We start from the raw sequence: 24016 nt of genomic DNA, 5'->3' as shown, positions 1-24016 counted from the left end.
CCCCCTTTATTAATACATAAAACGATTGTGAAAACGTAGACGATCAAAAGCTTGAATAGAATCCGTATCAACGCGTTTACCGATGCGGACCATTAAACAGTTGGCGGGATGTGAACAAATTTCAGGATCGTCTGTAGCCATCCATTGTAACCCGCCGGCATTCATCATCTTTTCCATTACTTTTCGGTATTCCCACACATTCAATCCTGTTTGTTTCAAATCCCAGTGCCAATAATATTCAGTCGTCAATATAATGTAATCTTCCATATAATCGTCCATCATAGAAACCTCTAGTAAGTTCTTTCCGACAGAACTCCCGCGGAAGGCTGGGACTACTTCTATTGCCCCAAGCTCAATTAAGTTTTCCATTTTTCCTTCTGACCATCGTTCAAGTGGATCAGGATATAAATATGTAACATATCCAACAATCATTTGGTCATGTCTAGCGATAATGAGTCGAGCTTCTGGTAATTTAGAAATTTCGACAATTGCTTTATATTGCTGTTCAGCAGGACGAAATGCAACTAAATCTGGATGAAATTCATACATTTCAAGATTATGTGTAGAGACAGGACCTTCAATAATTAAAGTGCCTTTCGCTGTTTTTAAGTTTCTAGCATTGTATATTTTTTTATGAATCAATGTATTGCTCACCACCTTGAGGGTTTGTGAATCTATTAATATCGTACTTTATAATATATGCGATGTGAATCGAATTTTGTCATTAAAAATTTGTCTAAAAATCAACAAATATACTGAAAATTTTAAATAATATCATTATAATAGATAATAGAATACATAGGAGGGGGATGTAAAGTATGAAAGTAGAAACGCTTCCTGTCATTAAAGGAGAAAATAATTTGCCGAATTATGATGAGGCATACGCGAATTTTAACTGGGAAGAGGTTAATAAAAACTTTACTTGGAATGAAACAGGCCGAGTAAATATGGCGTATGAGGCAATTGATAAGCATGCGAAATCCGATCGAAAGAATAAAGTAGCTCTTTATTATCAAGATGGATCGCGAAAAGAGAAATATACGTTTAAGGAAATGAAGGATTTTTCTAATAAAGCAGGGAATGTCCTGAAAAATTATGGCGATGTAGAAAAAGGCGATCGCGTTTTTATTTTTATGCCACGTTCTCCAGAGTTATATTTCGCACTTTTAGGTGCAGTGAAATTAGGAGCAATTGTTGGACCGTTATTTGAAGCATTTATGGAAGGTGCGGTTCGCGATCGTTTAGAAGATAGTGAAGCGAAGGTGTTAATTACAACGCCTGAGTTATTAGAGCGTGTACCATTAAATGATTTACCTGCTTTAAAAACAGTTTTCCTTGTTGGAGATAATGTAGAAGAAGGCGGTAAAACGGTAGCGTTCAATCCTTTATTTGAACAAGCTTCAAAAGAATTACATATTGAATGGTTAGGCCGTGAAGATGGTTTAATTCTTCACTATACGTCTGGTTCTACTGGTAAGCCAAAGGGTGTGCTTCATGCGCAAAATGCAATGGTTCAGCACTATCAAACGGCGAAATGGGTATTAGATTTAAAAGAAGATGACGTATATTGGTGCACAGCTGACCCGGGCTGGGTAACGGGAACTGCTTACGGTATTTTCGCACCGTGGTTAGTTGGAGCGTCAAATGTTATTTTAGGTGGACGCTTTAGTCCAGAAGCTTGGTATGAAGCACTGCAAGATTACGGTGTGACGGTTTGGTACAGCGCACCAACAGCGTTCCGTATGTTAATGGGAGCTGGACAAGACGCAATTAAAAAATACGACTTATCACAAGTTCGTCACGTATTAAGCGTTGGTGAGCCGTTAAATCCAGAAGTAATTCGCTGGGGTATGAATGCATTTGGACTTCGTATTCATGATACGTGGTGGATGACAGAAACAGGCGGACAAGTTATTTGTAACTACCCTTGTATGGAAATTCGCCCAGGCTCAATGGGTAAACCAATTCCAGGTGTGAAAGCAGCGATTGTTGATAATGAAGGAAATGAAGTTCCTCCATACACAATGGGTAACTTAGCAATTGCGAAAGGTTGGCCATCTATGATGCGTGCAATCTGGAATAACCAGAAAAAGTATGAATCTTATTTCATGCCGGGAGATTGGTACGTATCAGGTGACTCTGCCTATATGGATGAAGATGGATACTTCTGGTTCCAAGGACGTATTGACGATGTAATTATGACGTCAGGTGAGCGCGTTGGTCCGTTTGAAGTAGAAAGTAAATTAATCGAGCATGCTGCTGTTGCAGAAGCAGGTGTAATTGGTATTCCTGATCCAGTGCGTGGTGAAATTATTAAAGCATTTATCGCACTTCGAGCAGGATACGAACCATCTGATGAATTAAAAGAAGAAATTCGTCAATTTGTAAAGAAAGGCCTAGCAGCTCATGCAGCGCCAAGGCAAATTGAATTTAGAGATAAATTACCGAAAACGAGAAGTGGTAAAATTATGCGCCGCGTATTAAAAGCGTGGGAATTAAACTTACCAACAGGTGACTTATCAACGATGGAAGATTAAGAGAGGAAGGTCTGAACGAAAAATGTTCAGACCTTTTTTTATGTTATTATTAACTTATATATATAAGTTAAAGGGGGGAGTATGATGAAAACAGAAAAAGAAAAGATGATACTAGGAGAAATGTACATACCGGCTGATCCAGTTTTAGTACAAGAAAGAGAGCAAGCACGTATATTAACGAGAAAATTAAATGATACGCCAGAAGAGCAATTAAAAGAGCGTAGCGAAATCGTAAAAGAATTATTTGGAACGACAGGAGATAATATTCATCTTGAATCTTCTTTTAGATGTGATTACGGTTATAACATTCACGTTGGCGAAAATTTTTACGCGAACTTTGACTGTACAATTTTAGACGTATGCCCGGTAACAATCGGAGTGAACTGTATGTTAGCTCCAGGTGTTCACATTTATACAGCAACACACCCGCTTGATCCAGTAGAGCGCATAAGCGGATCAGAATACGGAAAACCAGTTACAATTGGCGATAACGTATGGATTGGCGGAAGAGCAATTATTAATCCAGGTGTAACAATTGGAGACAATGCGGTGATCGCATCTGGTGCTGTCGTAACGAGAGATGTATCTAATAATGTAGTAGTTGGCGGGAATCCCGCAAAGATTATAAAAAAATTAAAATAATATTTGAACGAAGTGTCTTCCTCGTCTGTATACATTTGTGAAAGAATAGATGAGGGAGGCTTTTTTATGTCTAATAAATTACTTCTTGCTTTTGCTTTAATTGGAATTATAGTTGTATTTTCTTGTGGTCTTTTCTTACCGATACCAATTGGATATAGAGTATCAATGCTTACAGCTGGAGCTATAATGGGTGTTCTGTTTTCAATAATTATTCCATTTGATAGAAAACATATAGTACGGAAAAATGGATATAAAATTGATTTTACAAAAACAAAAGTGTATTTTCGCTGGAATGTATTTGATACTATTTCTGTCTGCCTTGCGTTGTATGCATGCATATGTGTGCAAGCGTTAAATATTTTAGTTGCAATGGGATTTACGATTCAAAACCCATATGTGCAATTTTTTACAAATCAATCACAATTGTGGATTTTTATTGCGATTGCATATTTAATTTCCCGTATTTCATTAACGTTAAAAGGAATAAAGGAGATCAAAAATCATGGCGCAGATTGGGATTGAGGAGGAGCTCATGCTTGCGTATCAAAGTGGAGATAAACAAGCGGGAGAAAGACTATATATTTTAATCAAACCAGCGCTATACAAATTTTTATATCGATTTAACCGAGATGAACAATTAAGTATCGATCTTGTGCAAGATACGTTTTTGACGCTAGAGCGTAAGAAACATATGTATGAAATTGAAAAAGGTAAAATAAAAACGTATTTATTTCAAATTGGTTATCGTCTTATGATTAATAAATTAAATAGGAGAAAAAGGTGGCGTACGCTTTTGCCATTTTTAGTGCCGATTCCGGAAAAAGAATTTTCTCACGAAGATCGGCTCACAGTAAGAGAAGCAATTTTGAAAGTTCCAGAAGAGCAAAGAGCGGTCCTAATCCTTTCTTATTATCATGATATGCAGCAAAAAGAAATTGCAGAAATATTAAACATTCCGATTGGAACAGTGAAATCGAGACTTCATAATGGAATAAAGAAATTGAAACAATTGCTGGAGGTGGATGAAATTGAGCGAAAATCCCTTTAAGAGTGAATATAAGTTAAAGCAACATTTAGATAGTGATCATGTAGAAATACCAGACTTTCCAAAAACGGTAAGTCGATTCGATCGATTAATCGGGTTTCTTGGTTCCCCGGCGAAAGATCCTGTGGAGGCGACCATTGGAAATGATTTATCGGTTGTGTTTCATGTATCGTTGTTAGTTGGGGTTCCAATGCTTTCTCTTATTACGATACTCTTTATGGCGTTGTAAAGGATTGGAAAGAAGAGAAATTCCACCTCTATTTGACACGCCTATATAAATGATGGTATAAAGAAAAGTATATGAATAATTGAGCGTGGAAAGGGAGAAGTAGTGATCATTTCCCTGTTTTAGAGAGCTGATGGTCGGTGGAAATCAGCACATAGATGATCGCGAATTACGCCCCTAGAGCATCTTTTTTCGATTGAATTGTATTCAAAAGGGAAAAGACGGTGCTAAGCCGTTATGTAAATAAGGTGGTAGGCTTTTTTGCCTGCAACTAGGGTGGTAACGCGATAATCAAAATCGTCCCTTATTTGAAGGGGCGATTTTTTTATGTTTTCAACTTTCACGCCAGTAATGAACTTAAAGGAGAGTATGTAGGATATGGGTATTTTACAAGATCTTGAATTTCGCGGTCTAATTAATCAGCAAACAGATGCTGAGGGCCTTGAGCAATTATTAGAAAAAGAAAGCGTTAAATTATACTGTGGTTTCGATCCGACAGCAGATAGCTTACACATTGGTCATATGTTACCAGTATTAATGTTACGTCGTTTCCAATTAGCTGGTCACCAACCAATCGCACTTGTTGGCGGTGGTACTGGTATGATCGGTGATCCAAGTGGTAAAAAAGCAGAGCGTACATTAAATACGAAAGATACAGTTGCTTACTACACAGAAAGCATTAAAAACCAACTTTCAAACTTCTTAGAGTTCGAAAACGTGGACAACCCAGCAACGATGGCTAACAACTATGACTGGCTTGGTAACTTAGATGTAATTTCATTCTTACGCGATATCGGTAAAAACTTCGGTTTAAACTATATGTTAGCAAAAGATACAGTAGCATCTCGTTTAGAAACTGGTATTTCATTCACTGAGTTCAGTTACATGATTTTACAATCATATGACTTCTTAAACTTATACCAACACCATAATTGCCGTCTGCAAATCGGTGGTAGTGACCAATGGGGTAACATTACAGCTGGTCTTGAATTAATCCGTAAATCAGAGGAAGATGCGAAAGCATTCGGTTTAACAATTCCACTTGTTACAAAATCTGACGGTACGAAGTTTGGTAAAACAGAAGGCGGAGCAATTTGGTTAGACCCAGAGAAAACAACTCCTTACGAGTTCTACCAATTCTGGATTAACACAGATGACCGCGACGTTGTTAAATACTTAAAATACTTCACATTCTTATCTCATGAAGAAATTCTTGAGCTTGAAAAGCAAGTAGCTGAAGCACCAGAAAAACGTGCAGCACAAAAAGCATTAGGTTCTGAAATGACAAAACTTGTTCACGGCGAAGAAGCATTAGAGCAAGCAATCAAAATTTCAGCTGCACTATTCAGCGGTTCTGTAGCAGAACTAACTGCAAGCGAAATTGAACAAGGATTCAAAGACGTACCATCTGTAGAACGTACTGCAGAAGATACAGTATTAATCGACTTACTTGTAGAAAGCAAAATCTCTCCATCAAAACGTCAAGCACGTGAAGATGTAACGAACGGCGCAATCTACGTAAACGGTGAGCGTACACAAGCGTTAGACTACGTTGTAACAGAAAACGACCGCATCGAAGGTAAATTTACAATCATTCGCCGCGGTAAGAAGAAATATTTCTTAATTCGTTACTAATTAGGAACGAATGTAAAACAAATAAAACCCCGAATTGTAAACTGAAAAGTTTATGATTCGGGGTTTTTTATGTATGGATTTAAAACGTCGGATCTTTTCTTTTAAATAGAATATAAAGAATTAATATGAACATATAAAGTAAACTCACTAGCATAACGATAAATGCTGTTGGATAAAATTTTGCTGCATATATAAAGAAATCGATTTGATAAATATCTTCGTAATTTGAAACGGTGCCTTTGAAGTAATTCGTAAACTTAGCGCTATATTTCCATTCATCAGGATCATCTATTAAATTACTTCCCTGATACCAATTAATAAGCGCGGAAGTAATAAACAACATACATGCACTGCCTAACTGAACCATTTGGTTTATCGTCAAAATGAATCAACCTCCTGTTTTATGGTTATTATAGCGTGCATTCATATACTTGTAACCGTTTTGTTGTAATCTCCTTTTCGAGTTCATACGGAAATCACATGTAAGCGGTATGATAAATGTATAACAACTAGAAAGGAGTGGTAAAACGAAATGTCACTAGAAGCGCTAATTATTTTTTCTTTGCTAAATGCGGGTCAGCTTGCAGAGAATTCGAAGGTGGATGTACATAAAGAGCAGAAAGATGCTTATGTATATGTTCAGAAAGAGGAAAATAAATAATTTTATTTTATATATAAACGAAAAAAGCCAATCCACAGGATTGGCTTTTTGTCATTAACGAGAGTAGAACTCTACGATTAATGCTTCGTTGATTTCAGCTGGTAACTCAGCACGCTCAGCGTGACGAGTGTAAGTAGCTTCTAATTTGTCAGCATCGAAAGTTAAGTATTCTGGTACGAAGTTGTTAACTTCGATCGCTTCTTTAACAACAACAAGGCTGTTAGATTTTTCGCGAACGCTGATAGTTTGACCAGGTTTTACACGGTAAGATGGGATATCTACGCGAGCGCCATCAACCATGATGTGACCGTGGTTTACTAATTGGCGAGCTGCACGACGAGTGCGAGCTAAGCCCATACGGTAAACTAAGTTGTCAAGACGAGCTTCAAGAAGGATCATGAAGTTTTCGCCGTGCTTACCAGGCATTTTACCTGCTTGGTCAAATGTGCGACGGAATTGACGCTCAGTCATGCCGTACATGTGACGAAGTTTTTGTTTCTCTTGTAATTGTAAACCGTATTCTGAAAGTTTCTTACGTTGGTTAGGACCGTGAGGACCTGGTGCGTAAGGGCGTTTTTCTAATTCTTTTCCTGTGCCGCTTAGAGAGATTCCAAGACGACGAGACAGTTTCCAAGCTGGACCTGTATAACGAGCCATAGTTGACTCCTCCTTTAAAAATGTTTTTATTTACGTAAAATAAAAACAGACGTAATCGATATTTACGGGCATTTTGTTTTCATGTACCTTCGCTCCAGCAGCAGGGAGTTACGAGATACACCTCCGTAGAGGAACAAAATACAAACGATAAACTCACATTACAAGGCTGCCTTTTTATTTTACACAAACGCTATTATATCTTTTACCCAGAGTTTCGTCAAGCGAGTACGTTTTTGTTTTATGCATATAAATTTTGGGAATTAATATAAGAAGGAATTTAAAACAATATAAAAGAAGAGATAGAAACACAAATAAAACGCTTACATAAAATGTAGTAAAAACGTTCATCAGTTTTTTACTGGTGAATATGCGGTAATAAAAACATAAAGGGGATGTTTTTATGAAAAAGAAGCATATGGAGACAGCGTTAATTCATCACGGTTATACACCTGAGGAACATAAAGGAAGTTTAACACCACCTTTATTTCAAACCTCTACGTTTACATTTGAGACTGCGCAGCAAGGAGAGGCGAGTTTTGCGGGAGTGGATCCATCTTATATTTACTCAAGGCTTGGAAATCCGACTGTGAAATTATTTGAAGAACGTATGGCGGTGTTAGAAGGAGGAGAAGAAGCACTTGCCTTCGGATCTGGTATGGCAGCTATTTCAGCAACTTTAATCGGTTTTTTAAAGGCTGGAGATCATATTATTTGTTCAAATGGATTATATGGGTGTACGTACGGTTTTTTAGAAGTGTTAGAAGAAAAATTTATGATTACGCATTCGTTTTGTGAGATGGAGACAGAGGTTGATATTGAAAATAAAATTCGTCCAAATACAAAGCTTATTTTCGTTGAAACACCGATTAATCCGACAATGAAATTAATCGATTTAAAACAAGTTATTCAGGTTGCGAAGCAAAATGGTTTACTTGTCATTGTTGATAATACGTTTTGTTCACCTTATTTACAAAGACCGCTTGAGCTTGGCTGTGACGCTGTTGTGCATAGTGCGACAAAATATATTGGTGGTCATGGCGACGTTGTGGCGGGTGTAACGATTTGTAAAACGAAAGCGTTAGCTGAAAAAATTCGTCCGATGCGAAAAGATATCGGCGGCATTATGGCGCCGTTTGATGCGTGGTTATTATTACGCGGGTTAAAGACGTTAGCGGTAAGAATGGATCGTCATTGTGATAATGCAGAAAAAATTGTATCGTTCTTAAGAAAACATGATGCGGTAGAAAGTGTTTGGTATCCAGAAGGGGAGTTAGCATCTCGTCAAATGAAGCGCGGGGGCGGTGTTATTTCTTTTTCAGTAAAAGGCGGAAAAGAAGAGACGCAAGCATTTATTAATGACCTCCACTTTATTACAATTGCGGTGAGTTTAGGAGATACAGAAACGTTAATTCAGCATCCAGCAACGATGACGCACGCTGCGATTCCAGCTGAACTAAGAAAAGAAATGGGCATTTTCGATAATTTAATACGCTTATCGGTTGGTTTAGAATCTTGGGAGGATATCGTTTCTGATTTAGAGCAAGCATTAAAGAAAATATCTACTGTTAATCAATAAAAAAAGAGTGAGCTATCGGTTTTGTACAGGACGTACTAAATCGATAACTCGCTCTTTTCTTTTTACATATGTTTTAGGAGTGTTTCCACAAACTTTTCTAAATAGCGCTGATCTACTTCATCAAAACGATTTTTTTCAGGACTATCAATGTCAAGTACACCAATGACAGCTCCTTCTTTCACAATCGGTACAACGATTTCTGAATTAGAAGCACTATCGCAAGCGATGTGACCTGGGAATTGGTGAACGTCCGCTACAAGCTGCGTTGTTTTTGTTTCAGCTGCTACGCCGCAAACGCCTCGTCCAAATGGAATGCGTACGCAAGCAGGCATTCCTTGGAACGGTCCAAGGACAAGCTGATTTCCTTCTGTTACATAAAAGCCAACCCAATTAACGCGATCTAAAAATTGGTTTAATAATGCGGACGCATTTGATAAGTTTGCGACTACGTTTGATTCGCCAGTTAATAACGCATCCAGTTGTTTAATTACTGTCTCATATTGCTGCACGCGAGATCCTGCATAACTTTCTTTAGTAAACATGGAAACAGCTCCTTTTTTATCGAGATGTGTAAAATATTAGCAAAATACGATGTATTTCACATGACTTTGTCGATAGAAAATTAAAGGAATTTGTCTTAAAAGTCAAGAAATTTAAACTATAGCTGTTCATTGAGAGGAAGTGAGCGCATGAAGCAGACGAAACAAAAAGTAATTGATGCGGCAATATCGTTGTTTAATACGAAAGGTTATGATGGAACGTCGGTGCGAGACATTGCAAAGCGAGCGGATGTGAATGTAGCGAATATTTCATATTATTTTGCTGGGAAGCAAGGTTTATTAGAACAGCTTATTACTGATTTTTTAGAAGGGTATATTCATGTGATTGAAATTTCGTTTGAACAGAGAGAATATTTGTCGGCTAAAGATGTGATGGTGCAAATGGTGCGTGGGATGTTACGATATCAATTTGAAAATAGAGAACTAACACGTTTCTTCTACCGAGAGCTTTCACTTGATACGACATTAATTCGTGAAGTGATGACCGTTTATTTTTCTAAAGAAAGATATTATATAGAGCAAATTATTAGACAAGGACAAATGAAACAAGAATTTCAGAAAGTATCATTTACAATGTTTATGACGCAATTAAAAGGTATGATAAATATGCCGTTTTTATATCCACAATATATATCAGAAGTACTGCATTCTTTCCCGTCTGAGACATTTTTCATAGAAATGTACACGAAAGAGATTGAGCAATGGATGGAACAAGCATTATGTAAAGCGAATATGTACCATGAATGGCCAAGAGCTGTTCATATGTGAAGAATCCCCACCTAACGAACTGAGGTGGGGATTTTTATGTTTACTTTTCTTTGCCATAAATTGTTACATAATAGCGCGATAATTGTTAATGCAGCTCCAGCGATTTCAATTTTATCGACTGTATAACCTCGAAACATAGAACCGATCAGGGCAAGGATAGGAACTAAATTCATAAATAATATGCCGTTAATAGATGAAATATAGCGATTGCCCATATTCCAGCAAAATACAGCGATAACTCCTGCGATAATCGACATATAAAGGAGCTCAAAACGAACGCTCACAACTGTACGCAGTGAAGGCATAGTAACTATATTTGTGTACGTTAAGAAAGTAACAATAACGATGAGTGAAATTGAGCCAAATAAACAAGTTAATGTCGTATATCGAAGTGGTGACCAAGATTGAAAACGAGCACCCCCGTTTGTATAAATGACCCAGCAAGTAACACCGCATAGCATTAATATATTTGTCGATAAGTGACTTGCAGCTCCAAATAATAAGTGAATATTTCCTTTTGAAATGACAAGCATAACACCGAGTAATGCAACGAACATACAAAGAAATGTGTAGTTTTGAGGGCGACGATTTTTCGTTATCCATTGCAGTGATAAGGCGATTAGAGGCATAAGGGACTGAATCATAGCTGCATGAATTGCTCCAGAAGGCCCGGCAAGTTGTTGTCCGTAGAAAACGAGAAAACCATATCCTGCGAAACCGACTGTCCCGTAAAAGAACAGAGAAAGTGTTCTTTTTTCTAAGCGGAGTGAAGTCTTCCCTTCAGTAATTAATAGCAAAATAAGAAAAATAATAGCTGCTGATCCATAGCGAATCGTTGTGAAGAAGAACGGATCGATAAATTGCAGGGCATTTGCCATTACAGGAAACATAAATCCCCAGGCAGTTACGGCGAGTAAGCATAGAAAGGATCCGAGTAGCATTTGTTTTTTGTTCAAGAGTATCTTTCCCCTTTACATTTCGTTATAGTAAGTTGATGAAATAAGTATAAAGAGTAATTGTTTATAGGAGGAAATATCGATTTCTTATAACGGTTATAACTTTTTGTTAGAGGTGTGTACGATGGATTTGGAGGCAGTACGATCGTTTATCGAAGTGAAGCATACGCGAAGTTTATCAAAGGCAAGTAAGATTTTACATATATCTCAACCAGCGCTTAGTAAGCAAATTCAAAAGTTAGAAGCGGATTTAGGGGTTACTTTACTTAAGCGTTCTGCGCAAGGAGTGGAGTTAACGGAGGCAGGAGAGTTATTTATAAAAAGAATGCTACCGATTTTGGAACAAATAAATGAAGTGAAAACAGAAATGAGGAGGTATCAAGAGAACCGAAAGTTTTCAATTGGTATACTACCGAGTTTAGCAGAGCATTACATATTAGAGTGTAAAGATGTATTAGGTGATGAGTTCGAAGTAGAGTGGCAAATCGGACATACGGAAGTATTAAGAGATTTATTTAAAGCGCGGGAGATTGACGCGATGTTCATCGATTCAGTAGTAGAAGGTGCTACGTATATAAAAGAAGTGCAACAAGAGAAAATTGTTTGTGCCATTTCAAATAATCATCCGTATAAAGAGAAGAAAGTCATTCAAATAGAAGAGCTGCAAAATGAAAAATTAATTGTATATCCAGAAATATGCGATGTAAGGAAAATGATTATGAACATGTTTCATGAGATAGGTGTAAAACCAACTATAGCTGTGGAAACATCTTACGCAGAACCGATGCTTGCAATGGTAAAAGCTGGCCTTGGCATCACGTTACTTCCAGAAAGGGCAGTAGAGCAGTCTGTAAGGCAGGGAAATGTACATGGAATTTCTGTTGAACCACCACTCATGCGGAAAATTTATTTCGTATCTCATACGAAAGATTGTTTGTTATTACAATCATTTGAGGATAGGTAGTGAGGTAGGCGGAATATTGAGAAAGATTACAATCGCATTGAAAGAAACATGAAATTTTAAAAAAAACTAGGTCAAAAACAAGCCATTACATGGTATGATTAGTACATTGTTAGTTGTTAAATATAGGGGAATTCCCTTTTTATACATAATGCCTTCCATTTTATAAACGGAACGGACAAAAAAAGAGATATAACTAGGAGGCTTTTTTGCATGGATTCTATCCTGACGATCGTTATCATTGTAGTAAGCTCTATTCTAGTGCTGCTCATGATAGAGCTTGTGATAAGAAATCGTTCATATAAAGATATTGAAGCACTGGAGCAGTGGAAACAAGAGATAAAAGATAAACCTGTGGCAGATGAACTAAAACGGGTAAAAGATTTAAACATGACGGGTCAAACAGAAGAACTGTTTGGTAAATGGCGTGAAGAATGGGATGAAATTGTATCAACAACCCTTCCGAAAGCTGACAAAGATTTAGCGCAAGCGCGAAAATTCGCCTCGCAATTCTCCTTCCGAAAAGCAAAGCATGCGATGAACGAATCCATAAGTGGTTTAGATGACGCTGATAATCGTATTACAGGTGTTTTAAATGAATTACAGCAATTGTTAGAAAGCCATGAGAAAAATAGCTCGGAAATTGAAGGGTTACGTGATACATATCGTAGTATGAAAAAGAGTGTTCTTGCTCATAGACATATGTATGGAGCAGCAGAGCAGAAAATCGAAGAGATGCTAGACGCTGAATCTAATAAATTTAAAAGCTTTGAAGAAGCAACAGATAATGGTGACTACTTAAAAGCGAGAGAAATTGTTATTAGTTTAGAAGAAGGTTTAGCAAGTTTAGAAATCATTATTCACCAAATTCCAGATTTATTAGTAGAGTGTCAAGCGACGCTACCAGTTCAACTGGAAGATTTATTACAGGGTCATAATGATATGGTAAGACAAGGTTATGTATTAGAGTATTTGGAAATCCCTAAAGAAGTTCGTGATATGACGACACAACTAAACACATGTTTAATGGATATACAGGAGCTTCATATAACAGAAGCGGCTGAAAAAGTGGAAGACTTAAAAACTCGTTTAGATGGTTTCTATGATCAACTTGAGCAAGAGGTGCATGCGAGACATTATGTGGAGCAAAAAACACTTTCTGTTTATGAAGACTTAGAAGAAATACGTATCGAAACGATTGAAACGAAAACAGAAACACAACTTGTGAAACAAAGCTATCAATTGCAAGATAAGGATATTGAATCTCAAAAAGTAATTGAAAAGCAAATGCACATTTTAACGAAACGTTTTGAAATGCTACAATTACGCGTTGCTGAACAAGATATTGCCTTCTCTATTATTCGTGAGGAACTAGAAGAGGTTTATGAGCAATGTGAAACGTTAAAAGTACTTCATGCAGAATATAAAGAAATGCTGCAAACGATGCGTAAAGAAGAATTTGAAGCGCGTGAGAAGTTACAAGAAATGCGAAATACTATTTTCGAAACGAAACGCTTTATGCAAAAGTCGAATTTGCCAGGTCTTCCAGAGAGTATTATGGAAGATTTAAAAAGAGGGCAAATGGCAATGCAAGCTGTATATGAACAATTAGAAGTGAAGCCGTTAAATATGAACGCTGTAAATAGCAGTTTAGAAGAAGCATACACAACTGTGAACGGTGTAGCTGAAATGACAGAAGAATTAATTGGACAAGCGTATTTAGTTGAAAAATTAATTCAATACGGTAACCGTTACCGCAGTCATGATGAAAGCCTTGCAGAAAGCTTAAATTATGCGGAGAAATTATTCCGTGAATATCAATACGATGCAGCTTTAGAACAAGCCGCTTCTGTACTAGAGCAACTTGAACCTGGTGTTGTTCAAAAAATAGCTGAATATGTAGACAATGAACAAACCCTTTAGGGTTCCCGATACTCTGGAATCTTTTTTGATTTTTAACGAAAGAAAAACATGTAAAATCATAGATTTTAGAAAAATAGCTCTCCATTTAGCTGGTGGAGAGCTATTTTTTTCATATTTTGACAAGCTGCTGTGGGATAAGCACATTTGAACAGACTTCAGCCCTCAAAATCGGACATATAGATAGTCATGTAATTCTTTGGTATCCGCACAGTTCGCTCATGCAGAGCAACAAGGGATTAAAAGAGGAATGGAAGAAGGGAAAATACAACTTATTCGTGGTATGTACAAAAATGAATGCCAATAAAAAATATTGCAAGTGTTACAAAGTTACGTATTGAATAAACGTAAGAAAATTTGTAAACATAAATAAAATAATATAATATAATATCTGTATATGCAAGTGTTATTTGTTAATATCTACCATAATTTTCAGGTGGATATCTCCAACCTAAGCCAATAACCAGTGTTTCCATTTGCGTAGTTATTAACCTTCGTGATGTTTCTGAAACAAGAAGTATTTCATACTACAGGAATCTTATGGAATCAGCAATAACAACAGATACTAAGTGCTGATATAGAAATTCCGAAGTTATGTAACAATGGCATAATAAACAAATTAAAATTTAAAAAGATTCGTTGGTTATTATTACTCCCAGTAAATGAGGGTGAACATTTAACTCAAACTTTGGAGGGCATTGGTATGAATTAAGATTCTGATAAATATGAATAGCATATCGAAATACCCTTGTTGGATACCTGCGCCTTCTCGTGCAGGTATTTTTGTGCTAGTTTCTATCTAGCAAATACATTGTTTTCACTCCTGTCTGATGACCCGCATCCAATAAATACATATTATTAAACTTGAAAAAATCTAAAGTATGAACAATCGATTACTTAGGATACAGGAAATCGACGTTTTTCTTTATCGAAATTGGTTAGTGGGGTTTTGTCGATATCCTTGTACCTCTTATAAGTTATGGTTCTACAAATATTAAGTGTTAAAAGCCTTGATAATAAGGGATAATAAAAATGATTTATTATTCAGAAATATCGTAATTTATTGAATTGTTATTTTTTGTATGTTAACATAATTAAGAGGGATCTGCACGACTTACAATTTAACAGGAATAATTTTTATACACCAAAGGAAATAGGGATATCTATATATATGAACGGTCCCCTTTGATGTATACTTAAATATTTCATTTGGCTACTGTGACTGGAGGGAGAGATATGGAAGGATTAGCTTTACAAATTAAAAATACTCAGATTAATTTTGGAAGTAAAGAGATATTTAATATAAAAGAACTAACAGCTTATCAAAATGATAGAATTGGTATCGTCGGGAAAAATGGCCAGGGAAAAACAACCTTATTAAATGTAATTGCAGGTTTGATTGATCCTGATAATGGCGAAGTTGACCGATTTGTTGATTTCAATTATTTTGAACAAATAGCGGAAGTAAAAGAAGAAATAAATGCTGGCGATCTAAATCCCCAATTACTTAGCCGCTTGAACATACCGAAAAATAGTGTGGCGACACTTAGTGGAGGAGAGCAGTCGAAATTTCGTTTGGTACAGTTGCTTTCTAATTATAAATTGGGGTTACTTTTAGATGAACCAACCACTCACATAGATAAAAAAAGCATCAATATTATGATAGAAGAGTTAAAGTATTACTATGGAACTTTAATATTTGTGAGTCATGATCGTTATTTTATAAACTCTATAGCTACTAAAATATGGGAAGTTGACAATGGAATAATTCGAGAATTCAGTGGAAACTATGATGATTATATTGAACAAAAAGAACATGAGAAATTAGAGTTACAAAGAAAATATCAAAAGGTCACAAAAGAAAAAGAAAGATTAGAGATAGCGGTAGAATCTAAAAGAAATCAGGCAAGAAAAATTTCTAATGTTAGTGAAAAAAACAAACAAAAAAATATTAAACCTAATCGATTAGCTTCTTCAAAACAAAAAGACACTGTTCAAAAGAGTATGTTGAAGACTGTTAAATCAATAGAAAAAAGAATTGATATGTTAGATGAAGTTCATATTAAGAAAGACTCCAAACCAATTTCTTTTCCAATGGTAAAAGGACTTGAAATACACAATCGTTTCCCAATAATGGGCCATAACATTGCTATTACTATCAATGATAATGTTCTTCTTTCTGAATTGAATTTCCAATTCCCTCTTGGAAAGAAGATTGCTATAGTCGGAGACAATGGAACGGGAAAAACAACTTTATTAAATTATATTATTAATAACCAAGAAGGCATAACACTTTCTTCTAAAATTGTATTTAGTACGTATAAGCAAATGGATTATAAACTTTTTGGTAATATAAGTGTATTAGAATACCTTATGAAAATGAGTGAGTATAAAGAAAGTCTTATTCGTGCAATACTTAGTAATTTAGGTTTTGAAGAAACTGAAATCAGAAAACCAATAAGCTCGTTAAGTGGTGGAGAAGCAACCAGAATTTCAATGGCCTGTCTTTTTGCAAAACCGTCTAATGTTCTTATTTTAGACGAACCAACAAATTTTATAGATTTGGCTACAATTGAAGCCTTAGAAAAGTTTTTGAATGGATATAGAGGAACAGTTCTTTTTACTTCTCATGATCACTTTTTTGTAGAAAGAGTCGCTGATCAGATTTGGGAAATGAAAGATAAAACTTTACATCTTATAAAAGAAAAAAAGTAGATAGAAGTTATCAAAAAAGCGTTTCATTAAAGAGATATAAAACTTTAGTGAAACGCTTTTTTCTTAAATTTTATTTCTTATTATTAATTTAAAATAAGATTGTCACTATTGTATTTATTCAGAGCAACCTTTTGTTTCAGAACTCTCCAAACCATATTTCCAACCAGCTCTTCTTCCTCTGATTTAATGCCAAAGAGTCTTATACATGTTATATGTATTAAACTTCGAATAATATTAAAATCGAATAGGTTTTCTTGTTTTAATTTGTTAAAGTAGTTGGATAATTCATATTCCCAAAAAGTAAGTTGATCTTTATTGAATACAATATAGTTAGCAGTTAAATTATAATCTGAAGATGCAGCTAAATCACTATACGTCAAATATTTTTTCCTATTATCTCGATAATTTTTTGCAAAGTCCTTATTAGAGTATCCGTCGTCCATAATTAGGAATTGCTGATAAACTTCTTTAGTATGAATAGATAAGATCTTGAAAATTAGATATATTGCATGGTCAACCTTATCTAGTTTCTCGTTTTCTAAACAGGAGTGTAACAAATCAAGAATAAGGGAGCTATCAGCACAGAAAAAGTCTTCAGCACTAGATATAGTAGATAATCCCCCATATCTTTCGTACTCTGGCTCATACTTTCCAGGACTATAGTCTATGATATCGCCTTTGATGACTCCCTTTGCTAAGTAGTCATCAATCAAGTCATTTTCATACTTAGAACTTGGAGAAAGCCTCACCCTTATGTGATGCCGGTCATCAAAATAACGAATAAAAAAGAATTTACTCACTACTCCATTATCTTTTAATTTATTTATAAATTCGAATAAAAAAGCACCTAAAAAATCGTCATGATGTTCGTGTGGTAAGTATATATTAAAATGATTCCACTTAACTTTTCTTTTTAGATTTAATTCTTCTTTGCTATGATACGGAGATTGAAGGTTTAATTTCTTAGGGTTAATCTTTTGAGATACAAAATTGAAAACAAACTCAGATATATAGTGATTTCCTTCAGAGTCAATTGTGGCTGAGTTTGAAAAATCCATTGATTCTGCTTCAAGGTACATATCCAAATGAGTATCTTTTTTATAAATATCCCATAAAATATCCAAATCATCTTCACAATTAGTATCAATTAATAATCTTAAATCATTAGTTCTAATGAAAAAGGAATCGGGTATCTCATAAATTTTTTTCATATCGTCAAACTTACTGAAAAATTCATCTTTTTGAAGTCCATCTTCCAAATAATTTTTGATCAACCAAGATTGAGGAAATAATTCAAGGCCTTTAAAGTGAACCCTTGGGAAGTAAATGAAGTCTTTTCTTAATTTTTGAATATCAAAAATTAAGGACATTAAATTTGAATAATAATTACTGCTCCAGAATAACAAGTCATTTAAGACATGTGGTGAAAAGTGTTCTATGTTGGATACATTATATTGTTCAAATTTAACAATTTTTTCATTTCCATTCAAACATGAAAAAAATGTTAGTTTATTATCTTGAACTCCTATAAACAAATTTTCTAATGATAGGGATTTATGATTTTCAGCAGTTCCAAATTGAAGATTAAAATTCCCTTCATAACAATCATTCATAATGTTATAGTAATGATGTTCTTTCGGCATATATTTAACGGTAATAATCTCTGTATTAGCTTCTAAATGTTTATTCCTTTCAATATCTTTCACCATTGTAAAATATTCAGGGTTTATATAAGAAAAGCGACCTTCTAAACGACCAAGACCATTGTTACCACCATATGGAGTGAGAGAAAAACTAGTTTTGTCATTTTCTACCCCTAAATGAAAACAAGTTTGAATTGTAGGAGGCATTTCGCCTTCTATCTTCATTTTTTTGAAACACAGTTTGGATATGTCTATCTCTATTGAGTTTAACTTGCTTGCTGTAGAAATAAAGGCTAATAATTGTGTTCTAATTTTGCTCTCCAAATTAGAGGTTTTGCTTTCTAGTGAACGATTATTTTCTCTGACTAATTGATAGTTTTTATAGAATTCGGGAAACTTTACCTTTGCATTTCCATACTTCTCTTTGAAAAAATGTACATCAGCTTGATACCTCTCACTTAATGGCACTCTTATAGCATAAGAGGAAAGAAAATTTATTAAGGGTAAGACTGATTCCTCGATCATTTTCTTATCTAAATCAAGATTAACTACATTTGTTTCGCTATCATAACGAAGATAATGTTTACTAACAATTATCGAAGATAACAATTCTTCCAATTCATTTACAGTATCTAGGTTGAAATCATTTACTGGACAATTTAACCTCTTTATCATATTTTTTGCTTTACTTATTGTATCCTCTGGAAAACTATATTTTTTCTTTTTAAGGTACCGAATGAGAAGTTCAAAATTCTGAACAAAAGTTAAATTATCAATATCAGTAATTAAATAGCCCCCTTTTACCAACTGCTTCACTACACTTAATAAAATATGATTTGGTAGAGGGATGTTGTTATTTTTCTCCAGTTTTTCTGAAAGTTCTTCAAGGGTTAAGAAGTTTTTCGAATTATCTCGAATGCATTCAATAAGATTATTCACATGAATTTTATTACTACTGAACTTTTTCTTATCATCTGGTGTCCAAGTGTTATATATATAATTAGAGTTTTGATATATAACATTATTATTCCAGCACACCGCTAGTTTATCTAAATTTTCACTTTTCGTATTTGAAATAAACTTATGAATCCATTCTGAATCAATACTTGTATACACTTTGTAATCGTTCTGAATAATCATTTGGTTTTTCGGGTTACTTACTTCAGACATCTCGCATAATTTTACCGAAGAAAACAAACCAAAAGGCGTAGCTCTATATCTAGATCTATTTATGTATTTCCTTTTCGCTATTGTAGCTTTCTGAAGGTTTTCGTTTCTTTGCAGTTGGTCGTATAAACTTCTGGAACCAGTAAAAAGTTTTTTGTCAAGCCAACTATCGTGAATTGATTTGCTAGTTGGCTGATTTACTGTTCTAACTTTTGTGTAAGGTATCATTTTATACATTATATATTCCCCCAAAGAATTAGTTTATAACATTAAATGGATTATAGGTTAACTCTCATAAACGTAATTTCCTTTTTCTACATCACTATGCTCAAGTATGTAATCCAACATACGAGTAAACATAATCTCGTGTTCATCTGCTTCGATATGTCCAACAAACTCAATTGTTTTTATTATTTCTGAAATGTTTTTTCGATTGTTGTTAATATTTATTTCATAGAATCCTTTGAATATTTTAGATAGTGTTTTTTCGAAGAAGTCACTATCATTTAGCTCTATCGTTCCTAGTAAATCAACCCATTTGTTGGTGTAAAAAGAATTTTTTTGTTCAAATGATAAAATTAGGGCATTTACCACAAGTCTAAAGCTCTCATTCCCATAAGGTCTAACTTGACTATATTTCTTGAAGTTTTGAATACAACGCACAAGAAGAGCATCAATTAACTCTAATGAAAATACATACATGCTATTTGTAAATAGAACAAGCTCATAGTGAGTCCAAAACTCAGTATTAACCAAATATTTAAATAATTCACTATTTTCTCCGTTTACATCTTTCCCCACCAATCTACAAATTCTAAAGTTTAGAAGTTCCGTCAAATGTTCTTTTTTTACACCAGTAAAATCTGCCTCTAATTTACTTCTCAAAGAGCGTATTCCTTGAAGGTCTTGTACCCTGTATGCTCGTGATAATTCTTTTAAAAATGAAACTATCTTATCGCTAGCATAGTTGTTATGAATTAGAAAAAACTCATCAGGGGAAATCTGCAACCTATCCATAAATAAAGATAGATTCAGAATACTAGTGTCAGATTGTCCGATAGCAAATCGATGATAAGCTGCTCTAGATACAATACCGTCACAAAGATCCTTTATTTTAATCTTTTTACCTTCTCTTATCTTCTCAATTGTAGGGCCAAACAAGTAATTACCTCCCAAAATGTGTATATTTATATACATTTTACCTTTAAATCAATTCGATTGTCTATCATCAACCTTATAAACAATTTGTTAATTCAAAATAATTCAAAAATTAAATCTGTAAAGAGATAAAAAAAGGGGGATTCAAAATGGGAGGATGGATTGATATTTTATAAGTTATTATAATTTTCAATTTATAGATATGGATAAGTGAGTAGTTATTGTGAATTTTACATAAACAAATGCTTCCGGAGACATAAATATATACATCTCACCACTAAATCAAGATCTATTCGCTATCATCAATCTTGTGAGTGAACTTGTTTTTCGGAAAAAACTAAATATAAATAAGTGAAAGTAAAAAAGGGGGATTCAAAATGGGAGGATGGATTGATGTTTTATATTTTTTACAATATACAATTTATTAATATGGATAAGTGGGTAGTTATTGCGAATTTCATATAAAAATATATAAATAAACACTTCCTTACATGTATATATTTGTATACATCTTGCCGCTAAATCAAGATTTATCCTCTATCATTAATCTTGTAAGCAAACTTGTTTTTCGAGAAAATCTAAACAAAAAGCAAGTGGAAGTAGTAAAAGGAGGATTCAAAACGAATAGATGGATTGATGTTTTAGGTTTTATTGCTACTCTCTTTATTTAAACAAGAATAAAATGGGAGGATTATTATATATATGAAGAATTCTATGATTTTTGGTATTAAGAATAAAAATACCTTTCTGTTGATTTTAATTCTAGTTGTTTCAACGCTTATTGGAACAGTTATTCAATTCGTTAAAGGAGATTTATTTCAAGGAGCACTTGATCATAATTTAAGTAATGTATATAAATATATTTTGGTATTCGGATTATTAATAATGATAGAAGTACTTTTTTACTTTTTTGAATGGGTGTACGAAAATTACTTAATTAGAAATACTTTTGCAAACCAAAAAAGTCTTATTATTAAGAATGTACTTAAAACTAAAGACTTCACAAATATAAAAAAGACAAAAGAAAATAGTTTAAACACGTTAACTAATGTGGTTGACAGCTTAGAGTTTCTATATTACAGAAGTTTTTTTGATGCTATTTACTTATCACTGAGAATAGTATTCGTTACAACATCCTTATTAATTATAAATGTCTATATTGGTTTGGTTGTAATTGCATTCATGTTTTTACCATTATTATTAACTAGAGTATTTAAAGATAAGTTGGCTAATCTGGAGAAAAAATTCCTAAATCAAAAGGGCGATAACCTGAATTTTTTTAAAAACCTACTAGACAATCTAAAGTACGTAAGAGTTTTAAATGCGGATGTTATTTTTCTTAATAAATCAAAAAGAATAATTAATAAAGAAAGGGAGGCTGGGTTAACAACTGAGAATTATAAAGTAACATTAAATGCCCTATATTCGTTACTATCATATGTATCGCATTTCATAATACTGGCTATTTCTACTTTATTAATTATAAAGGGGCATATTACTCCTGGTGTTACTATTACCCTTCTAGGACTGGTAGAGCAATTAAGTATGCCGATTCTATCACTTTCGAGAAGTATTAACAATATAAACAGTACGAAGGAATTGAGAGAGGAAATCAGTTCGATCCTTTGCTCAGAAGTGGATGAAAGAGAAACAATCATTGATTATCAAAATTCAATTTCTACTAAGAAAATATCTTTAAAATTCGATAATACTATTTTCAATTACAAGGATATAGCTTTCCTAAAAAATAAAACACATATCATTACGGGGCAAAGTGGCTTAGGGAAATCTATATTCTTAGAATCAATACTTGGTTTGTTAAAGAATAAAAATGCTGGAGAAATCTGTTATGACCATGACAACCTTAAGATTAATAGTAATCCATTTGAGGACATTATGTATGTCATGACTGACAATAATCTTTTTGATGAATCGCCTATATTTAATATCTTGTTAAGAAATGAATATAGCAAAGAAGAATTCATTTACATGAAGAGGTTTTTATCTGAAGAGAAACTTTTAAGTGAGGATGTAACAAAACTTTCTAGTGGCGAAAAAAGAAGATTGCTTATATTGAGGGGATTAATGTCAAATAGATCAACTTTGATATTTGATGAACCTACATCTAATTTGGATCGCCTTAATAGTCAGATATATTGGGATGAGCTTTTAAATATTAAAGATAAAACTATCATAGTTATTTCTCATAATACGCCTAAAGATATATACGATAGATTTGATATTAAATATGATTTTACAAATTATGTATCTAAGGAGTCTGTCAGTCATGTCTAAAGTGATAACTATAGAAAGAGATACTTTAGAAAAATTCCTTGAAAAATTCGGTATATTCGTTAGTAAAAGTAATTCTAAAATTTATATTATAGACATTTATCCACCATTACCAAAAGAGATACAATCCAATGTCATCGTTAAAGTTAACGGTAAACCACCGGATGTTATTAGTAGTTGGTTAGTCGGTGATAATCTGGTTGAATTCAACAACGGTAGCCAGTGGATACTAACTTTGGAAGACTTAGATTGGAATAAGATAGTTTACAAAAACTTTGCAAGTAATAATTATTTTTTTATACAATGCATCAGTTTTGATATCATTCCAGAAATTGATGAAACTATTTATGAGAAAAATGTAGTTGTAGATTTAAGAATCAATTTTGGTGGAGAACTACATAAAATGATTGATTTCTATAATTGGTTTAATAATATATGCAATAAATATTCTATTAATCATAAATATATACTTGTTTCAAACTCAACTTGCAGCTCTGCAGAGTTATTCACCGATAGATTTAAAAGCGATGAGGATACAACAATTATTGGTAGTAAGACCTACGGGAAGAAGTATATCTATAAACAAATCACCAATCCTAATACAAAAGTTCTTATTCCTATATCGAAAATAGAAACTGAATTTGACATTGATATTAATTTTGATTTCGATTATTACTATCCTATCAAAAGCATATCCAATTTTCGACACTACAAGCCTCCTGAAATATTGATGCTTTAGTTATGAATTGGAACGCCTAAAGGAGGTGAAATACATGAAAAAATGGATCAATCCAAAAATGGACTCTCTATCTATCACGAAGTTTGATAATAAGATTGTGTCAATTGAATCTTCATTATATGCAAGCAGTGGTCACCGTGGAGAGCTTACAAGACCCT

General features: G+C 34.0%; 21 protein-coding genes, 2 pseudogenes and 1 other annotated feature. Of the genes and pseudogenes, 16 read left to right on the top strand and 7 right to left on the bottom strand.

Features of this window, described 5'->3' with window-relative positions:
• Window positions 1-9: 9 nt before the first annotated feature.
• Entirely contained in the window at window positions 10-642 is a 633-nt protein-coding gene (acuA, locus tag ACO6VI_RS01555) for an acetoin utilization protein acetyltransferase AcuA (protein WP_000581393.1), read from the bottom strand.
• Between the two features lie 176 nt (window positions 643-818).
• On the opposite strand from acuA, the gene acsA reads away from it, so the two are divergent.
• From acsA to tyrS, 6 genes are all read left to right on the top strand, one after another.
• On the top strand, window positions 819-2537 hold the full coding sequence (gene acsA, locus ACO6VI_RS01550) for an acetate--CoA ligase (RefSeq protein WP_063548778.1): 1719 nt from the start codon (window positions 819-821) through the stop codon (window positions 2535-2537).
• Between the two features lie 81 nt (window positions 2538-2618).
• Window positions 2619-3179, top strand: coding sequence for a maltose acetyltransferase domain-containing protein (locus tag ACO6VI_RS01545; RefSeq protein ID WP_003271816.1), 561 nt, complete (start codon window positions 2619-2621; stop codon window positions 3177-3179).
• A gap of 66 nt (window positions 3180-3245) precedes the next feature.
• Window positions 3246-3701 carry a hypothetical protein gene (locus ACO6VI_RS01540; protein ID WP_000066427.1) on the top strand — a complete coding sequence of 152 codons (456 nt, stop codon included), beginning with the start codon at window positions 3246-3248 and terminating at the stop codon, window positions 3699-3701.
• A complete protein-coding gene (locus ACO6VI_RS01535) occupies window positions 3682-4227 on the top strand; it encodes an RNA polymerase sigma factor (protein ID WP_000057196.1) in 546 nt (181 codons plus the stop codon). The genes ACO6VI_RS01540 and ACO6VI_RS01535 overlap by 20 nt, the downstream gene beginning before the upstream one ends.
• Window positions 4208-4453, top strand: a complete 246-nt coding sequence (locus ACO6VI_RS01530; RefSeq protein ID WP_001293786.1) for a hypothetical protein — start codon at window positions 4208-4210, stop codon at window positions 4451-4453. Before ACO6VI_RS01535 ends, ACO6VI_RS01530 begins: the two co-directional genes overlap by 20 nt.
• A gap of 77 nt (window positions 4454-4530) precedes the next feature.
• Window positions 4531-4758 (top strand) — a binding site (T-box leader).
• 70 nt (window positions 4759-4828) lie between these two features.
• A complete protein-coding gene (gene tyrS, locus ACO6VI_RS01525; RefSeq protein ID WP_000512081.1) occupies window positions 4829-6085 on the top strand; it encodes a tyrosine--tRNA ligase in 1257 nt (418 codons plus the stop codon).
• 79 nt (window positions 6086-6164) lie between these two features.
• Here tyrS and ACO6VI_RS01520 read toward each other — a convergent pair whose 3' ends face one another.
• The gene (locus tag ACO6VI_RS01520; RefSeq protein ID WP_023523185.1) at window positions 6165-6467 is read right to left on the bottom strand and encodes a YjdJ family protein; all 303 of its coding nucleotides are present in this window, start codon (window positions 6465-6467) and stop codon (window positions 6165-6167) included.
• Between the two features lie 150 nt (window positions 6468-6617).
• Here ACO6VI_RS01520 and ACO6VI_RS01515 point away from each other — a divergent pair, with 150 nt between their 5' ends.
• The gene (locus tag ACO6VI_RS01515) at window positions 6618-6746 is read left to right on the top strand and encodes a hypothetical protein (protein ID WP_000050944.1); all 129 of its coding nucleotides are present in this window, start codon (window positions 6618-6620) and stop codon (window positions 6744-6746) included.
• A gap of 54 nt (window positions 6747-6800) precedes the next feature.
• Here ACO6VI_RS01515 and rpsD read toward each other — a convergent pair whose 3' ends face one another.
• Window positions 6801-7403, bottom strand: coding sequence for a 30S ribosomal protein S4 (rpsD, locus tag ACO6VI_RS01510; protein WP_000135315.1), 603 nt, complete (start codon window positions 7401-7403; stop codon window positions 6801-6803).
• A 400-nt stretch (window positions 7404-7803) separates the two neighbouring features.
• Between rpsD and megL the strand changes: the two genes are divergently transcribed.
• Window positions 7804-8979 carry a methionine gamma-lyase gene (gene megL, locus ACO6VI_RS01505; protein ID WP_063548776.1) on the top strand — a complete coding sequence of 392 codons (1176 nt, stop codon included), beginning with the start codon at window positions 7804-7806 and terminating at the stop codon, window positions 8977-8979.
• Between the two features lie 62 nt (window positions 8980-9041).
• Here the strand turns inward: megL and ACO6VI_RS01500 are convergent, their stop codons facing one another.
• A complete protein-coding gene (locus tag ACO6VI_RS01500; protein WP_000494340.1) occupies window positions 9042-9521 on the bottom strand; it encodes a GAF domain-containing protein in 480 nt (159 codons plus the stop codon).
• Window positions 9522-9668: 147 nt separating this feature from the next.
• Here ACO6VI_RS01500 and refZ point away from each other — a divergent pair, with 147 nt between their 5' ends.
• On the top strand, window positions 9669-10307 hold the full coding sequence (gene refZ, locus ACO6VI_RS01495; protein ID WP_000814914.1) for a forespore capture DNA-binding protein RefZ: 639 nt from the start codon (window positions 9669-9671) through the stop codon (window positions 10305-10307).
• A gap of 11 nt (window positions 10308-10318) precedes the next feature.
• Here the strand turns inward: refZ and ACO6VI_RS01490 are convergent, their stop codons facing one another.
• Window positions 10319-11263: a DMT family transporter gene (locus ACO6VI_RS01490; protein WP_063548774.1), complete on the bottom strand. Its 945-nt coding sequence runs from the start codon at window positions 11261-11263 to the stop codon at window positions 10319-10321.
• 124 nt (window positions 11264-11387) lie between these two features.
• Here ACO6VI_RS01490 and ACO6VI_RS01485 point away from each other — a divergent pair, with 124 nt between their 5' ends.
• The 5 genes and pseudogenes from ACO6VI_RS01485 (at window position 11388) to abc-f (ending at window position 16859) form a co-directional block, all read left to right on the top strand.
• Window positions 11388-12227 (top strand): LysR family transcriptional regulator, encoded by an 840-nt coding sequence (locus ACO6VI_RS01485; protein WP_023523182.1) that lies wholly within the window; start codon window positions 11388-11390, stop codon window positions 12225-12227.
• 210 nt (window positions 12228-12437) lie between these two features.
• Window positions 12438-14147 carry a septation ring formation regulator EzrA gene (gene ezrA / locus ACO6VI_RS01480; RefSeq protein ID WP_023523181.1) on the top strand — a complete coding sequence of 570 codons (1710 nt, stop codon included), beginning with the start codon at window positions 12438-12440 and terminating at the stop codon, window positions 14145-14147.
• Between the two features lie 202 nt (window positions 14148-14349).
• Window positions 14350-14489 (top strand): annotated as a pseudogene (locus ACO6VI_RS01475) (Rpn family recombination-promoting nuclease/putative transposase); the annotation flags it as partial.
• Between the two features lie 139 nt (window positions 14490-14628).
• Window positions 14629-14853 (top strand): annotated as a pseudogene (locus ACO6VI_RS01470) (Rpn family recombination-promoting nuclease/putative transposase); the annotation flags it as partial.
• A gap of 527 nt (window positions 14854-15380) precedes the next feature.
• Complete coding sequence (abc-f, locus tag ACO6VI_RS01465) at window positions 15381-16859, top strand: ribosomal protection-like ABC-F family protein (protein ID WP_422422963.1); 1479 nt, start codon at window positions 15381-15383, stop codon at window positions 16857-16859.
• Window positions 16860-16942: 83 nt separating this feature from the next.
• Here the strand turns inward: abc-f and ACO6VI_RS01460 are convergent, their stop codons facing one another.
• Window positions 16943-19906: a lantibiotic dehydratase gene (locus ACO6VI_RS01460; RefSeq protein WP_098818315.1), complete on the bottom strand. Its 2964-nt coding sequence runs from the start codon at window positions 19904-19906 to the stop codon at window positions 16943-16945.
• Between the two features lie 48 nt (window positions 19907-19954).
• On the bottom strand, window positions 19955-20830 hold the full coding sequence (locus ACO6VI_RS01455) for a transcriptional regulator (protein ID WP_023523175.1): 876 nt from the start codon (window positions 20828-20830) through the stop codon (window positions 19955-19957).
• Between the two features lie 699 nt (window positions 20831-21529).
• Between ACO6VI_RS01455 and ACO6VI_RS01450 the strand changes: the two genes are divergently transcribed.
• Both ACO6VI_RS01450 and ACO6VI_RS01445 read left to right on the top strand, forming a co-directional pair.
• Window positions 21530-23122, top strand: coding sequence for an ABC transporter transmembrane domain-containing protein (locus tag ACO6VI_RS01450; RefSeq protein WP_063548770.1), 1593 nt, complete (start codon window positions 21530-21532; stop codon window positions 23120-23122).
• Complete coding sequence (locus ACO6VI_RS01445; protein WP_023523173.1) at window positions 23115-23858, top strand: S41 family peptidase; 744 nt, start codon at window positions 23115-23117, stop codon at window positions 23856-23858. Before ACO6VI_RS01450 ends, ACO6VI_RS01445 begins: the two co-directional genes overlap by 8 nt.
• Window positions 23859-24016: the final 158 nt, after the last annotated feature.

It is taken from the genome of Bacillus sp. PSXD-155 (assembly GCF_049310765.1).
Lineage (GTDB): Bacteria > Bacillota > Bacilli > Bacillales > Bacillaceae_G > Bacillus_A > Bacillus_A cereus.
Note: the sequence above shows the minus strand (reverse complement) of the source record. Positions and strands in the feature narration are given on the sequence as shown.